We start from the raw sequence: 15,952 nt of genomic DNA on the forward strand, positions 1-15,952 counted from the left end.
GCGATTTTTTTTATTCAGCAAAGCTTTATATTAATTACAAGATTGCTAAATAATCTGAATCGTAAAGGCGTAGTTTATTTCAAAAAAGGAGTGTTTCAAATGGTAGTTCAGCAACATTTTCGTACATCAATGAAAAAAGTAAATGGGGATTTACTGACACCGATTTCTATTTTCCAGCGACTGCAAGGTGAACGGAAGTTTTTATTGGAAAGTTCCTCTAAATATGATGGCAATGGACGCTATTCGTTCATCGGTGTCAACCCGCGCAAAACATATATCGGGACTGATGATCAGCTTTTAGATTATGCACATCATTCCAGTAAAGCCTACACATATGAAGGCGAGCTGATCCAACTATTAAAGCAGGTGATGCCGCGTATTTCATCACATACGGAATATCCGTTTACAGGTGGCGGAATTGGCTATATTCACGCATTGCAGAAGCCATTGCCTGAACTGCAGTTTCATGTTTACGATACGCTCGTTATTTTTGATCATTTAACAGATGAAATCGCTGTTTTCCATACAAATATTGAAGCAGAGCAAGTAGAACTAAATATTGATCAATTGATTGAACAGCTGTTTACAACACCAACACCTGAACAGTCGCCCTATACATTACAACATGTCGAAAAAGAGGAAAATGGACGTTATCGTGCGCAATTTACAGGAGAGGCCCTTTCCCTTTATCGAAAAATGCGCGTCGAACACGCTGCGCCATATATGTACTATGTCGAATTTGATGATTGCACAGTAATCGGCACATCAAAATCAAACTACATGCAAGTAAGGAACGGAAATATTTCCGTTACAAATGATGCTCCGTCAATCGAACGCTATAGTACAGAAAATTCGGTGCAGCAGCTTGCCAATGTTACAACAAGTACGTTAAGCCCTACCCTTCATGCAATCGATGTCGTGAAAGGGCTATTACCAGCACAAGGCTTAATCGGCTATATCGGCTTTAATGGTCAGGTCGATTTCACAACACCTGAACAGACGATAATAATTCAAGGAAATGTCGCACAGCTTCACTCGGAAGCAGATGAAGAAGCGCCATTCCACTCTTTACTGAAAGGATGATGAACATGTCTTTACTTCCATACATTGAACAGATTGAGCGAAAAGAGCACTTAGTTTTTGAGGAAATGCAGCGGGCGGCACAGCTAATTTTTAATGAGCAAACACCGAAAGAACAGATCGCCTCATTTTTAACGGCGATAAGCGCAAAAGGAGAAACAGCACATGAAGTTGCAGGCTTAGCTTCAGTAATGAAATCACATGCAGTTGCTGTCGACGTACCCGAAGGCATTTATATCGATAACTGCGGCACAGGCGGTGATGGACTTCAAAGCTTCAATATTAGTACAACATCCGCATTTGTACTGGCAGGTGGCGGCATTTCAGTAGCTAAGCACGGCAACCGGAAAGTATCAAGTGCCTCAGGAAGTTCGGATGTGTTGGAGGCACTTGGCATTACGCTGCTGCCGAATATCGAGCAAACATCCGAACTGCTCAGACAGCATGGTATCGCCTTCTTGCATGCTCCGAATATGCATCCGAAGTTAAAACGGATTGGTGAAGTACGACAGGCAATCGGCAAGCCGACAATTTTCAATTTGGTCGGCCCCCTGACAAACCCTGTCCCGTTAAAAACACAGTTTGTCGGCATTAACCGACCTAACTTCACGACCGATTATGCGGAAGTGCTCCATATGCTAGGACGTGAACGTGCAATCGTCGTGTCAGGTGCACAAGGGATGGATGAAGCATCGCTGGATGGTGAGAATACTTTTGTTCTGTTAGACCGGGGGGACATGATCCCATTTAAACTGCGTGCTGAAGATGTCGGCTTAGCCGCACAGCCACTTTCTGCAATTCGCGGTGGCACTCCTGCTGAAAATGCGGACATTATGCGTGACTTACTTAAAGGCAAACAAAGTGTGTATTTTGATACGGTTCTTTTAAATGCCGGTATTGGTTTCTTTGCATATGGGCTTGCCGAGACGATGAAGGAAGGAATCGATATGGCGAAGGACAGCATTATGTCAGGACGCGCTTATGAAAAGCTAGAAAATATCGTTGCCTATAGCCAAGAACAGATACAGGAGGAACCCGTAAAATGACAATTTTAGACCGGATTATTGACCAAAAAAAGACTGAGCTGCCACAATTGCTTTCGACAAAGCCTGTGTTTTTAACAATTGATAAGGTTCGCCCTTCTCTATACGAAACACTGATATCAGCCAATTCATTGCAAGTAATTTCGGAAATGAAACGTGCCTCCCCTTCTAAAGGCGATATTGCGACAGAAGTCGACCCTGTTGAGCAAGCTTTACAATACGAAGAAGCAGGTGCTGCCTGTATTTCCGTATTGACAGAGCGCGCATTTTTCAAAGGTAGCTATGCGGATTTAAATGCCGTTGCAAATGCTGTAGACATACCGGTTTTATGTAAAGACTTCATTATTCATGAAGTTCAGATCGACTATGCGAAGGCTGCCGGAGCATCGGTTATCCTGTTGATTGTCGCAGCATTAACAGAAGACCAGCTGAAATCCCTATACGCCTACGCGACAGAACAACAGCTGGAAGTGCTCGTTGAAGTACACGATGCTGATGAATTAAAGCGGGCCCTTGCCATTGGGGCAAACATCATCGGGGTGAATAACCGGAATTTAAAAACATTCGATGTTTCACTGTCAGCAACACTTGAAATTGCACAGCTTCTTCCCCCATCACCGATAGCATTTATTAGTGAAAGCGGAATTTTAGGTCCGGAAGATGCCCAGTTTGTGGCGAATGCTGGCGCAAAAGGAATATTGGTCGGAGAAGCATTAATGCGCAGTGGAGACGTCAAAAATTCACTTAAAGCACTACAAATCGACATTATAGCAAAGGTTGGCGAAAATCGATGACAAAAGTAAAAATTTGCGGATTAAAAGAAATTGAACATGTGGAAACAGCCGTCAAAGCAGGTGCTGATTTTATCGGATTTATGTTTGCGCCCAGTAAACGACGCATAACGGTAGAGGAAGCAGCGGAACTGGCAAAGGCAATTCCGAGTACGGTCAAAAAAGTCGGGGTTTTTGTCAATGAAGAGCAAGCCATTATTCGCCAAATTGCGAAAGAAGTCGGACTCGATTATATCCAGTATCACGGGGATGAAACGCCCGAGCAGATTCAGGAAATCGGGCTGCCGGCAATTAAAGCGTTCTCGATTCGTGGTGAAGAGGATGTGACACGTGCGGCGACATATAATGTGGACTATTATTTGTTCGATGCGCCTGGAACTGACTTCCGTGGAGGAAGCGGAAAATCCTTTGACTGGATGCTGCTTGATAAAGTGAAGATCCCGCTTGAAAAGGTCATTTTGGCAGGTGGACTAAATGAAGAAAATGTTGGACTGGCGATTATGCTTGTCGAGCCATTTGCTGTAGATGTTTCAAGTGGTGTAGAAGTAGATGGTCGAAAAAGTTCAGCAGCGATTACGAATTTTATTGAAACAGCAAAAGGAGAGTTGATTTTATGACGACAGTAAAAGGACGATTCGGGCGATTCGGCGGCCAATTTGTGCCTGAGACATTGATGACTTCACTTGAGGAATTGGAGCTTGCATATGAGGTAGCAAAAAAAGACCCCTCTTTTCAGGAAGAACTTGATTATTACTTAAAGCAATATGTCGGACGTGAAACTCCCCTCTATTTTGCGGAGCGTTTAACGAAAAAAGTCGGCGGTGCAAAAATCTATTTAAAGCGTGAAGATCTAAATCATACTGGCGCACATAAAATAAATAATGCAATCGGCCAAGCACTTTTAGCAAAGCGGATGGGGAAGAAAAAAATTGTTGCTGAAACTGGTGCAGGTCAGCACGGTGTCGCAACAGCAACTGCGTGTGCATTGCTTGATATGGAATGTATCGTTTACATGGGGGCAGAAGATGTACGCCGTCAGCAACTGAACGTTTTCCGTATGGAGCTGCTCGGGACAAAAGTTGTTGCGGTAGAAAAAGGTTCCGCTACATTGAAGGATGCGGTTAATGAGGCGTTGCGTCACTGGGTTACTCATATAGAAGATACGCATTACATTTTAGGATCGGCACTTGGACCACACCCCTTCCCTACAATTGTCCGTGATTTCCAGCGTGTCATCGGGGATGAAACACGTGCCCAAATTTTACAGCAGGAAGGACGTCTTCCGGATACAGTTATTGCTTGTATCGGTGGCGGCAGTAATGCAATCGGAATGTTCTACCCGTTTGTGGAGGATCAGGGTGTAGCATTGTATGGAGTGGAAGCTGCAGGTTCAGGTGTCAATACCGACAAGCATGCGGCAGCAATTCATGTCGGGAAAACAGGTGTCCTTCACGGTGCGTTTATGTATTTACTGCAGGATGATAACGGTTTTGTTCAAGAAGCGCATTCAATTTCAGCAGGACTTGATTATCCGGGAGTTGGACCAGAACATTGTCATTTACATGAAACAGGTCGTGCTGCCTACCCTTCTGTTACAGATGAACAGGCACTTGAAGGTGTGAAGCTATTATGTAAAACAGAAGGAATTTTGCCGGCATTGGAAAGCGCGCATGCCGTTTACTACGCAAGTCAATTTGCCAAGAACAGACCTGCTGATGAAATTGTTGTCGTTTGCTTATCAGGACGTGGGGACAAAGATGTTCACACATTAATGGATAAACTTGGAGGTGGCGTGAAATGACATTGCAAATACAGCTTGAAAACGTATTAGCAGCAGGGGATAAAGCATTTGTTCCTTATATTATGGCAGGCGATGGCGGGCTTGAAACGTTAAAACCTACTATATTAAAGCTTCAGCAAATCGGAGTTTCCGCAATTGAGGTCGGAATTCCATTTACAGATCCTGTAGCTGATGGACCAACAATTGAACAAGCCGGCGAACGTGCACTCGCACACGGCGTGACATTGAAAAAGGTGCTGGATGAACTGCAAAGCTTTGCACAGGAAATCCATATTCCGCTCGTTGTCATGACGTACTTAAACCCGATTTTAGCTTATGGAATTGAAGCATTTGCAGAGGATGCAAAACTTGGTGGTGTTCAAGGACTGATTGTACCGGATATGCCTTTTGAAGAAAGTGTCTTATTGCATGATGCTTTAAAGGAAAACGGCATTGCACTTGTCCAGCTCGTATCATTGATGAGCCCTCCTGAACGTATTAAAAAATTAGCCGCTGCAAGTGAAGGATTCGTTTATGCCGTTACGGTCAATGGTATTACCGGTGAACGTGCAAGCTTTGCCACGGAACTTGCAGGCCACTTTGCTAACTTGAAAGCAGCGAGCAATATTCCGGTGTTAGCAGGCTTCGGTATTTCTACGACTGAACATGTAAAAAGCTTTGGCGATATCACGGACGGTGTAATTGTCGGCAGTAAAATTGTTACGGCACTCGTTGAGCAAGACTGGGCAACAATCGAAGCGCTTGTACAGGCAACGAAGAAATCGGCTGTAATTTAACCACTGCATATTAAGAGGATGCAAAGACTTGAAGAATTGGAGGACCCCTTCTCTTTTCATATCCTTGCATCCTACTTTCTTCTATATATATTATGTTTCCTTTATATGGTATCCTTTGATTAAATCTATTTAGTGGAGGTTCAAGATGATTGTAAAGGATTTTTTTGCCGGTTTGTTTTTTATTGGGCTTGCGGGTTATTTTACTTACGCATTAGTCGATAATATGCCGAACCTTTTTATTGAAAGTACAACCGTTTGGCAATATTGCGTTGCTTTCTTTCGAGTTGCGCTGATCATTTTCCTCTTTAATCTTGGCCTAGCGTTGATTAAACGCTTTTTTAAAGACAATACAGTTAAAAACGGGAACGCTCGTTAATATGCGTTCCCGTTTTTATTTTTCATTTACTCTTCTTCATTTAATGTTGCGCTAAATGCATCTTTAAAATCAGCATCTTTAATCGTAACGCGGGCTTCTTTCAACAAACGGGCTTCTACTGTTTCCCACTCTGTATTTGCAACTATTCGCTCTATCATTTTCTTTTTGATTTCTTCTTTTTGCTCTTCCAGTGAAGCATAGTCTTTCACTTCACGTTCATCTACTAGCTGAATAATTTCATAGCCTAAAGTACTTTCCACCGGCTCTGATACTTCTCCAGTTTCTAATGCATACGCTGTATCTGCAAATGTTGTTTCCATATCAGCAATGGACAGCCAGTCTTGATCGCCGCCGTTTTCGGCCGTTTCGCTATCCTGCGAGTTTTCTTTAGCAATCGCTTCAAAATCGCCGCCTTCCGAAATCTGCTCATACAATTGCTGCGCCTCTTCTTCCGTCTCGACTAAAATGTGGCGTGTATGAAGCTCATATTTTCCTTGCTCATAATAGGTCTCGATTTCTTCTTCTGTTACTTCAACATCTTCCATCGCTTTTTGCTGGAGCAATTGGAAACGTATTGTATCTTTGAATGTTTCTTCTGTATAGCCATTCGTCGCCAAAGCCGATTCAAAGCTTTCTCCGTACATTTCTTTATACGTTTCGAGCTGCTCCTCTATTTCTTTGTCCGACACTTCATACTGATCCGTTAAAATCTTATCGATTACGACTTGTTCCAAAAGAGTTGTTCCGGCTATTTCTTTCATCTGTTCATAAAATCCGGATTTTGTAATATCCCCGTAAGCAGTTGTTGCGACAATCTCGTTATCTGTATTACCACATGCCGCCAACAAAAGTGAAGTCATCAATGTGATACCGATTATAGTTTTTTTCATTATTACACTCCCTGTTTTTATGCTGTGAAGTTGCCGTCATAGCTTAACATTACCGCTGACGATACACCGTCTACTTTTGATAATGTTGATACGAAAGCAGCATCATTCCCCTTTAGGCGTACTTCATAGGTTACTTCCATTTGTTCATCATTCATCACCGATTTTGATTTTAATAAATAACGTTTTGAAGCTTCTCTCAACAATCTTTCAATTACTGCATTTGTTTCTTCATGCTCAAATCGAACAACAACTAAGTACGGGTTTTCGATCACAATTTTATTTTGGAAAACAATAATGACTGCTCCAATAATGACTGAACCAATTACCGCTAAAGGAATAAATCCTGCACCACATAAAATTCCGACTACTACTGACCAAAACAGGAATATTAAATCCATCGGGTCTTTAATCGGTGTACGGAAACGAACGATTGATAATGCACCGACCATACCAAGTGATAATAGAACGTTTTGACTGATCCCCATAATGACAAGTGCTGTTGCCATAGCCATAATCATCAGCGAAATATTGAACGAATGAGAGTACACAACGCCATTAAACGTTTTCTTATATATGAAGTAAATAAATACACCTAATAAAAAGGCACTCGCCAGTCCAATCAATGCGTCGATTAAAGAAAAGCTGGACGTCTTTTCTAGGAAACTCGATTTGAAAATATCATCAAAATTGGTGATATTCGTTGCTGCTAATAATGTAAACACTTAAAATTCCTCCTATTTTTTAGCCAAACATGCGGCTTAACTGATATTTTGAATATGCTTCATGACGCGTATGAATACCCTGCAGCAACATTTTAATGACTGTCGGCAGGTACTCGTCATACTTCACTTCCAAAATGACTTCATTTTGATCTAGTACATCGACCATTGGTAAGTTTTTGTCGAACATATCCGTATTGCGCAAGCTTGTCTGTACTTTGCAATCGAATGTTATACGCACATTGCCATGCTCATACAAGTAGGCTTCACGTTCATAGTCGACAACGGTTGTTGGTTTCAGGTGATACAGTCTAATGTCTTTGTACAAATCGCGAATTAATGAACGCTCATCATCTTTCATCCATTCGAAATCATTTACACGTAATCGCTCAAATTCCTTTTTTGTCAACGGGCATTTAGATTTGTATGTCTGGTTATTGCGCTTCGATTTACGCTCAAGATGAATAACCGCATCGCTTTTGTTGTAGATTCGTACGCGGTATTTATCCCGGTTTAAAAAGCCTTCCTTCTTTTCGTTCATTACCTTGTTGTCGAAGTTGTCGAAATAACAGGAACGGATAAGATAACGCCCGTTTGCATTTGCATGCGGATCAAGCTTCATCATATGACGCAGCTTCATTTTTAAAATTTGATAGTCGATATACGTAATCCCGAATTTCATTTCACTGCGGCCATTTTGATTATAGGATGTTTGTTTTGACACCTTGCTCACCCCTTTTTATATTTTCTTCTGCTTAGGATTAAAACAGCAACGATTGCGATGGTGACTGCTGCAAAGGAAGCTGCCAATATGATAATCGTCTGTTTTGAATTGCCTGTTGCCGCGTCTTTTACAAGTTGCTGCCCTGGCATGCCGTTCATTTGGGGCATGTTTTCAAAGTTCGGCATTTCACCGTTCATTTCTGGTGGTCGGTCTTGTGCTCCGTTTTCGCCGTTTGCGGGTAGCTGTCCTCTTTGTGGGCGATTACCGCGCCCTTGGTTGGCATTCCCTTGCCCGTTATCCTCGAAATCCGGTGGGGCTTGCCCGTTCATTTCCGGCATTTCGCCATTCATTTCACCGCCCTGGCCTCCGCCAAATCCTGAACCCGCACCAGATACACCTTCAATTTCACCGGCAAGTTGCTTTAAAATCGATTCGCCGCGCTGTTTTGCAAATTCCGGCAAGCTTTGTTCACCACTCACTCCTGCCAGAAATTGCTCTGTCGTTGCAAATTTGGATGGATCTTCATCTATTGCTTCCTGCAGCAGATCTTGTAATTCAGTTGTAATCGCAAGTACATTTTGTTCTGTTAAAATTTCAGCCGCGATTTTTTCTAAATAACCGTCATATAATTCCCGCGCTTCTTCGTCCTCTAAAATAATTTCCAATAATGGGCGTGCATCAACGGTTGTTCCGGATACAGGCTCCTTAATACTGAAATTTATATTGGATTCGGTTATGATCGTTTCGTTAAGCATCATGCCGCCACCCATGCCACCGTTCATCTGTGGCGGATTGTTTACGGGTTCTTCTGTTTGTGTTTTATTATTCTGCCCGCCATCCGTATTGACATTGGCTTGCCCGTCCGGACGACCGCCCCCACCGCCAAATCCGCCGAATGCCATGTTATAATCCCATGGAATAACCGAGAATTGTCCGTTTTCATCTTCATATAAATAGTAGTTATGCTTGAATGAGCCTTGATAACTGTCCATGCTGACAAGCGCCGTATTTAATGCGAAATAACGGGCTATCTGGTCGATATCTACTGAAGAGGTGTCACCCTCGCTAAGTTCTTTCATCATGTTGATGATATTCGAATTTTTTTCAGCCGTTTGTTTGTTCATTTTTACTTCATCGAAAATACCAGCGTAATCATCTGTCTCATCCGATTTATAGACTAAATCACTGCCATCGCCTTCCGGTTTAAAAATAAACCCTTCCGTCGATCCGAAATTTGTTTTCGCAAAGGCTTCTCCGATCTCTTCAACGGCCAGCATCAGTCCGTAATATTCACCGTTCACGAGTACCTTCACATAAGAGTGTGCCGGTGTCGCGATTCCCAGCTGTTCCATCAGTTCGTATGAAACAAATTCCTTCATTTGTGTTGTATCTGAAAAGTTATTGTTTAGATTAATTTTCTCCAAACCGTAAAATGTCTGGTTCGTATCATATTGGGCAAAATCGACTTTTAGGCTGTAACGCTCAGAATCGCTGTTCGCCACACTTGATAATGAGGAGTTGCCTTTTGCACGAACCCCTACATTGTCATATGCTTCACCGTTGATCGTTACTTTTGCTTCCACATATTCCTCGGCAGTCGGATTGTTTAAAATTTTATTCCAGTTGCTGTCACTCACCGTTATTTCTACGACTCCGAGTTCATCTTCGTTAAACAACTGCTCTTTATAGTCATAGCCTGCTGTTGATTTTTCTACGTTGAAATACTTCAGCCCATAAACTGCAGCGATTACAACAGCAACCGTTAAAACAATTGGGATAACTAGCCATCTTGTACGCACTTTCAAAGTCATTCCTCCTTACAAGCAATACAATACAGTGGAAAAATGAAATGAAAATGAAAAAACGGTCCGGTTAAATAAAAAAACTCAATTTTTCTCCAGAAGAGAAAAGTTGAGTCTATAATTCATGTATTTTATTTCTGTTGCGGATGTTAATCATAACTCCTACTTTTGAACAATCGGCAATTCAACAGTAAATACTGTCCCTTCGTCCAGCTCACTTTTTACTGTAATTTGCCCGCCATGCAGATCGGCAATCACTTTTGCGATGGCAAGTCCGAGCCCTGTTCCTGATTTATTGCGTATTTTATCTGCCCGGTAAAACCTTTCGAAAATGTGGGGCAAATCTTCCATTGCAATGCCAATACCGGTATCCGCCACTTCGATTTTAACGAAGCTTGTTTCTTTATATGCACGAACACGAACAGTACCTTCCGTTGTGTAGGTCACTGCATTTTTCAGTAAAATATAAAGCAGTTCTTCTACCAATATTTTATCCGCTTCAATCGTCAAATCGTCCTCAATATCGAGCTGAAATGATAGATGCTGTACCGTTTTTGCAAAGCGGCGTGTTCGTTGAATGAGTACGTTCGATAAATCCATTTCACTGATTGTCAGCTGAATTTGATTTTGATCCGAACGTGTTAGCGTAAGCAAACTTGAAAGCATGTCATTCATATAATTCGCTTCATTTTTCATATCGTCCATCGTATCGGTTGGATAATCGGTTTCCTTTTGCTTCATCTGCGCTTCGAATAATTCCAGCGAGCTGTACAGTACGGCAAGTGGTGTCCGGAGCTCATGGGAAGCATTTGCTACAAATTGACGTTGTTGCTCATATGATGTCTGAATCGGTGCCATCGATTTTTTCACCAGGAAATAACTTAATACCCCGATGCCGATACTTGAAACAGTCAGCAGCATGATAAGTAAAATGAGCACATTTTGCAAAAGCTCTTCATATGTCGTGACATCCTGGCCAACTGCAATATAGCCCAGTGTCTCCCCTTTCATGCGCACAGCCTGTGTCATGACGAGCAATGTTTCGCCTTCGTAGTCATATCGTTTAAACTGTTTCGTTTCTACCGGCGTTAAATTTTCCTGCAATACTTCATTGAATCCGGCATATAGCTCTTCGCCGTACAAAATGTCCAGATCACGGTTAATGACATAAAAGAAGCTCACTTTATCAACTTCAAGTTCAAAACGCTGAGGAGGCTTTGGCGGTCCGTTATAAATATTGAAAAACTTATCGATATTGTTAGCCGCATAACTTTCGACCATATTTTCCTGTACTTTGTTCAAAATTTGCGCAAAGGATATATAGAAAACAGTTAAAAACAGCACGAGGAAAATAAAGTAGCTGATGGCGTTCATCCATGTGAGGCGCATTTTTATTTTTCTAAACATCGGTGTCCCTCAATTTGTAGCCAAGTCCGCGAATGCTTTGAATATAGGACGGCTCATCTTCCATATCGATTTTCTTGCGTACTAGGCGAATGAGCGCAGCCAGCGTATTCGTATTGGCATTATCATCTATGTCCCAAATATAGTCGATCATCTGTTCATGCGTCAGTACTTGTTCCCTGTTTTCTATTAAGTATTCGAGCAGCAGAAATTCATTTTTCGTCAGACTTACTTCGAAATTCTCAATAAAAACAGTCCGCTTGTTTTTATTAAGTTTCAGTGCCCCTACGCTGATTTCCTCTTCCAACATCTTATTTTTCCGACGCAACAGTGCCCGGACTCTTGCGCGAAGCTCCTCCATTTTAAATGGCTTCACCATATAGTCATCCGCGCCATTATCCAATCCTTCGATAATGTTTTCCGTTGCATCTTTTGCCGTCAGCATCAATATCCCGCCATCAAACCCTTTGCTCCGTGCATACCGACAAACTTCAGTTCCTAAAGCTTCCGGCATCATCCAGTCGAGTACGAGCAGATCGTATTGATAATAATCGATTAAATCCTTCGCTTCCGCTCCATCAAATACGGAATCAACCGCATAAAAATCGAGCTTCAATATTTTCGCGATGTTTTCACACAATGTATGATCATCGTCCGCTACTAAAATTCGCAATTTCCGCACCTTCTTTAATTGAAATTAACTTGCCATTATTTTTGCACACCTTTCCTTTTTATTCTAGTAAAAAAATAAAAAAGGAAACGCCCGGTAATTCAGAGCGTTCCCATCATTTCAATTTATAGTTGGAGCTGTGGATAAATTTCATTCACATTTTCACGTAGCTTTGCCTTTAAGAATTTCCCGACAGAAGTTTTCGGAATTTCCGTTAAGAAGACGATATCGTCCGGCAGCCACCACTTTGCAAATTGACCTTCCAAAAATGCCGTCAGCTCTTCTTTAGTGGCATGTGCTCCCTCTTTCAGGACAACACATGCCAGCGGACGCTCTTGCCATTTCGCGTGTGGAATGGCAATCACTGCCGCTTCAAATACCGCTTCATGCGACATAAGCGCATTTTCCAAATCAACTGACGATATCCACTCACCACCGGATTTGATCAGGTCTTTCGTTCGGTCTGTTATTTTAATGAATCCCTCTTTTGAACGAACCGCGATATCTCCTGTATATAGCCAACCATCAGAAAATGCTTCCGCTGTACGTTCATCTTTATAATATTCTGCTGCAATCCATGGACCACGCAAACGCAGCTCGCCCATTGTTTCGCCATTCCAAGGTACTTCACCGTTTTCATTGACGATGCTTGACTCTATCCCGGGAACCGTTAAACCTTGCATCGCGCGTGTTTCGATTTTTTCATCTAATGACCAGTCATCCATATGTGACATATCACGTGACATCGAAACAATCGGTGAAGTTTCCGTCATACCGTACACCACAATATAGTTGACGCCCATTTCTTCATATTTTTTAATAAGTCCTTTTGGTGAAGCCGATCCTCCACAGAAAATTTCCTGCAATGTGGATAAGTTACGTGCTCTTTTTTCCTGCTCCTGCAATGCACCAAGCCAGATTGTCGGGACCCCTGCCGTTTTCGTTACATTGTATTGCTCAATGACATCCAGTATTAATGCCGGTGTAAACTGAGGGCCGATTAATACTTGCGTCGCTCCTACATTCACTGCTGCAAATGGCATCCCCCAAGCGTTGACATGGAACATCGGAACAATCGGTAAAATCGTATCACGTTCTGAAATAGCCATTGTATCCACCATTGAAATCGACATGGAATGCAGCACGAGCGAACGATGTGTATACACGACCCCTTTTGGATTTCCTGTTGTTGCGCTTGTGTAGCACATGCTTGCCGGCGCATTTTCATCCAAATCTTCCGGGAACGCAAAGTTTTCATCTGCTTCTTCCAGCAATGCCTCGTATGACAGGACATTAGGCAAAGTTGTTTCCGGCAGCTCTCCATCCGCCATAATGATGTAATGTTCAATTGTTTTCAGCTCCGACTGCAATTCTTCAATGAGCGGCACTAAATCTTCATCTATTAAAATTATTTTATCTTCCGCATGATTAATAATGTACGCAATATGTTCCGGTGACAGACGAATATTGACCATATGCAAAATTGCACCTGTACATGGAACCGCAAAATACGCTTCTAAATGGCGGTGCTGATTCCAGGCAAATGACGCAATCTTGTCGCCGCGCTCCATGCCTAGCTTTGTTAATGCATGCGCCAGTCTTCTTGTGCGTTTCACCCATTGCCCGTATGTAAGGCGATGAACCTTTTCCTCACTTGTACGTGAAATAATTTCTTTGTGTGCATAATACGTTTCTGCACGCTTGATCATATTCGTTAGAACGAGTGGTGTTTGCATCATCATTATATATTTCCCCCTTTTATGAGGCGTTATCTTTTACCGGCAATCCCCATTACCGATAAAAACACCTCCTAATTTCTCCCCCAATATCATTTTAATGTAATATACTGAAAAATGAAAATATTTAGTCAATAATGCAGAGTTTTCATTTTATTATAGAAAGCGGATATTATAGGATTTTGCTTTTAAGGTCTCCCGCATCGAGGAATTTCGCATGCGCCTATACAAAAAAGCGAGTGACTGCTTTTCAACAGTTTCACTCGCTTCTATAAGTTAAATCGCGTTTTGCGCTAGTCGTACTTTTAGTTTTTCCAGCATATCGACCGTCATTTTTTCCAAATCGTAGCTTGCTTTAAAGCCCCATTCCTCAATCGCTGCTGATGAGTCGATTGCATTTGGCCAGCTGTCGGCAATTGCCTGACGGATCGGGTCCACATCATAATCCATTGTGAAGCTTGGAATATGCTTTTTAATTTCGGCTGCGATTTGAGACGGCTCAAAGCTCATCGCCGAAATATTAAATGCATTGCGGTGCACAAGCTTTGCCGGGTCTGCTTCCATTAGATCAACAATAGCCTGCAGTGCATCCGGCATATACATCATATCCATATACGTACCTTCTGCAATATACGATGTGTAGCGTCCTTCCGCAATAGCTTTATAATAAATATCTACCGCATAGTCCGTCGTTCCTCCACCAGGTGGCGTCACATAAGAAATCAGCCCCGGGAAACGGACACCGCGTGTATCCAGTCCAAAGCGTGTGTAGTAGTAGTCGCATAATAATTCACCTGCCACTTTATTGACACCATACATCGTTGTTGGACGCTGCAGTGTATCTTGTGGTGTATTGTCCTTTGGCGTAGAAGGACCGAATGCGCCGATTGAACTTGGCGTGAAAAACTGCATATCTAATTCACGTGCCACTTCAAGTGCATTCATTAAACCGCCCATATTTAAATTCCAGGCAAATACCGGATTTTTTTCTGCTGTTGCCGAGAGTAATGCAGCCATGTGTATCATCGTGTCTGCACCAAAATCATGGGCAAGTGTGTGCATGCGTTTCCCATCTGTTACATCCAATACTTCAAATGGACCTTCATGCTGATCAATTTTTCGAATATCTGTTGCCAATACATTATCTGTGCCATACGTATGGCGTAATTTCTCTACTAATTCCGAACCAATTTGACCTAAAGCACCGGTCACCATAATTTTCTTCAATCTGAAGCCTCCCTATCCTTTAAAAGACATATTTTCAGCCTGTGACCACTGAATATACCGTCTATTATTTCTCATCTATTAAAACAATTGTCCTTGTGGAAAATACATAGAACCATCCGCAAAACTTGATGTTCAAACATTTTCATGAAATTCATTATAGGATGTTCTTTTGTAAAAAACAATATGTTAAAAATATTCTTTTTGAGCAATACATTTGTACGTGTGAAATATTCGAACAGAAAGATTACTTTTATACGTGTGGCTCTGGTTGTAAAATCGAGAGAAATTTAATTTCTCTTTCTAACAGGGGTGATTTCCATTCCGGGTCGGACGCTTTCCGCGGGCACGAGGCCAACACGATGTTGGTCACAAAAGCGTTGCCACAGGACGTGGCGTTCTTAGCTTTTGTTCCTTTTGCTCAGGCGACGGTGCTCCTGACGCTTCGCTTTCGTCGCAAAATAAATTTTGCTGTTCCCGCTGGAAGCTTGCTTGTAGCGAAAGGCGCCAGCCGTCAGCTAGTGTTTTAGCAGTGCGAAAGGTGAAACCGTCAGCACGAACACTCGCCTTCCCTCCATTCCAATTAACTTACTTAATACCTGGTTTTATCATCTTATTTTTTATCGGACGATTAGAAAGTCTACTCATCCAAGAGTGCTTCATAAATATGGTGGAATTGAATTTTTTCGCTGTTTGCCAGCTTGACGTATTGTTCGTGGATACTGATTTTTTGAATTGCTCCGGAAACTGTATAAAGGCCTGTTTGCTCCCATACTTTTAGTTGGATCGGGCAATGCTCTGCGTAGGCTCGCTGCAGATTGATGTTAATTTGTTCTAACTGGGCTTCGTCGAGTTGGGGTTGGGTAACAATTGTGTCTTCTTCTTGCCATTCACGCAATAGTTGGACATGCTCCGG

Annotated in this window: 17 protein-coding genes; 8 read left to right on the forward strand and 9 right to left on the reverse strand. The window is 42.2% G+C overall.

Going from position 1 to position 15,952, the window contains the following annotated elements; all coding sequences use genetic code 11:
* The first annotated feature begins 99 nt into the window (after positions 1-99).
* The 7 genes from ABS917_RS08160 (at position 100) to ABS917_RS08190 (ending at position 5,867) form a co-directional block, all read left to right on the forward strand.
* On the forward strand, positions 100-1,083 hold the full coding sequence (locus ABS917_RS08160; protein WP_350478541.1) for a metal ABC transporter ATP-binding protein: 984 nt from the start codon (positions 100-102) through the stop codon (positions 1,081-1,083).
* A 5-nt stretch (positions 1,084-1,088) separates the two neighbouring features.
* The gene (gene trpD, locus ABS917_RS08165) at positions 1,089-2,126 is read left to right on the forward strand and encodes an anthranilate phosphoribosyltransferase (protein WP_350478542.1); all 1,038 of its coding nucleotides are present in this window, start codon (positions 1,089-1,091) and stop codon (positions 2,124-2,126) included.
* Complete coding sequence (trpC, locus tag ABS917_RS08170; protein WP_350478543.1) at positions 2,123-2,917, forward strand: indole-3-glycerol phosphate synthase TrpC; 795 nt, start codon at positions 2,123-2,125, stop codon at positions 2,915-2,917. Before trpD ends, trpC begins: the two co-directional genes overlap by 4 nt.
* Positions 2,914-3,531: a phosphoribosylanthranilate isomerase gene (locus ABS917_RS08175; RefSeq protein ID WP_350478544.1), complete on the forward strand. Its 618-nt coding sequence runs from the start codon at positions 2,914-2,916 to the stop codon at positions 3,529-3,531. Before trpC ends, ABS917_RS08175 begins: the two co-directional genes overlap by 4 nt.
* Positions 3,528-4,715: a tryptophan synthase subunit beta gene (gene trpB, locus ABS917_RS08180; RefSeq protein WP_350478545.1), complete on the forward strand. Its 1,188-nt coding sequence runs from the start codon at positions 3,528-3,530 to the stop codon at positions 4,713-4,715. Before ABS917_RS08175 ends, trpB begins: the two co-directional genes overlap by 4 nt.
* Positions 4,712-5,491 (forward strand): tryptophan synthase subunit alpha, encoded by a 780-nt coding sequence (trpA, locus tag ABS917_RS08185; protein WP_350478546.1) that lies wholly within the window; start codon positions 4,712-4,714, stop codon positions 5,489-5,491. The genes trpB and trpA overlap by 4 nt, the downstream gene beginning before the upstream one ends.
* A 145-nt stretch (positions 5,492-5,636) precedes the next feature.
* Positions 5,637-5,867 carry a sulfate permease gene (locus ABS917_RS08190; RefSeq protein WP_350478547.1) on the forward strand — a complete coding sequence of 77 codons (231 nt, stop codon included), beginning with the start codon at positions 5,637-5,639 and terminating at the stop codon, positions 5,865-5,867.
* Between the two features lie 26 nt (positions 5,868-5,893).
* Here the strand turns inward: ABS917_RS08190 and ABS917_RS08195 are convergent, their stop codons facing one another.
* The 8 genes from ABS917_RS08195 to ABS917_RS08230 all read right to left on the reverse strand — a co-directional run bounded on the left by ABS917_RS08195 (position 5,894) and on the right by ABS917_RS08230 (position 15,039).
* Entirely contained in the window at positions 5,894-6,757 is an 864-nt protein-coding gene (locus tag ABS917_RS08195) for a peptidylprolyl isomerase (protein ID WP_350478548.1), read from the reverse strand.
* Between the two features lie 17 nt (positions 6,758-6,774).
* Complete coding sequence (locus ABS917_RS08200) at positions 6,775-7,479, reverse strand: DUF4956 domain-containing protein (RefSeq protein ID WP_350478549.1); 705 nt, start codon at positions 7,477-7,479, stop codon at positions 6,775-6,777.
* Positions 7,480-7,498: 19 nt separating this feature from the next.
* The gene (locus ABS917_RS08205; protein WP_350478550.1) at positions 7,499-8,200 is read right to left on the reverse strand and encodes a polyphosphate polymerase domain-containing protein; all 702 of its coding nucleotides are present in this window, start codon (positions 8,198-8,200) and stop codon (positions 7,499-7,501) included.
* Positions 8,201-8,205: 5 nt separating this feature from the next.
* Complete coding sequence (locus tag ABS917_RS08210) at positions 8,206-9,999, reverse strand: CotH kinase family protein (RefSeq protein WP_350478613.1); 1,794 nt, start codon at positions 9,997-9,999, stop codon at positions 8,206-8,208.
* Positions 10,000-10,164: 165 nt separating this feature from the next.
* Positions 10,165-11,409, reverse strand: a complete 1,245-nt coding sequence (locus ABS917_RS08215) for a sensor histidine kinase (protein ID WP_350478551.1) — start codon at positions 11,407-11,409, stop codon at positions 10,165-10,167.
* Complete coding sequence (locus ABS917_RS08220) at positions 11,402-12,079, reverse strand: response regulator transcription factor (protein ID WP_350478552.1); 678 nt, start codon at positions 12,077-12,079, stop codon at positions 11,402-11,404. Before ABS917_RS08220 ends, ABS917_RS08215 begins: the two co-directional genes overlap by 8 nt.
* Before the next feature lie 122 nt (positions 12,080-12,201).
* On the reverse strand, positions 12,202-13,815 hold the full coding sequence (locus ABS917_RS08225) for a long-chain fatty acid--CoA ligase (RefSeq protein ID WP_350478614.1): 1,614 nt from the start codon (positions 13,813-13,815) through the stop codon (positions 12,202-12,204).
* A gap of 273 nt (positions 13,816-14,088) precedes the next feature.
* Entirely contained in the window at positions 14,089-15,039 is a 951-nt protein-coding gene (locus tag ABS917_RS08230) for an L-threonine 3-dehydrogenase (RefSeq protein ID WP_350478553.1), read from the reverse strand.
* A 359-nt stretch (positions 15,040-15,398) separates the two neighbouring features.
* Here ABS917_RS08230 and ABS917_RS08235 point away from each other — a divergent pair, with 359 nt between their 5' ends.
* Entirely contained in the window at positions 15,399-15,566 is a 168-nt protein-coding gene (locus tag ABS917_RS08235; RefSeq protein WP_350478554.1) for a hypothetical protein, read from the forward strand.
* Positions 15,567-15,676: 110 nt separating this feature from the next.
* Here the strand turns inward: ABS917_RS08235 and ABS917_RS08240 are convergent.
* Positions 15,677-15,952 (reverse strand): YolD-like family protein (locus ABS917_RS08240; RefSeq protein ID WP_350478555.1); only part of this gene is annotated, 276 nt, incomplete at its 5' end.

It is taken from the genome of Solibacillus sp., assembly GCF_040273735.1.
Lineage (GTDB): Bacteria > Bacillota > Bacilli > Bacillales_A > Planococcaceae > Solibacillus.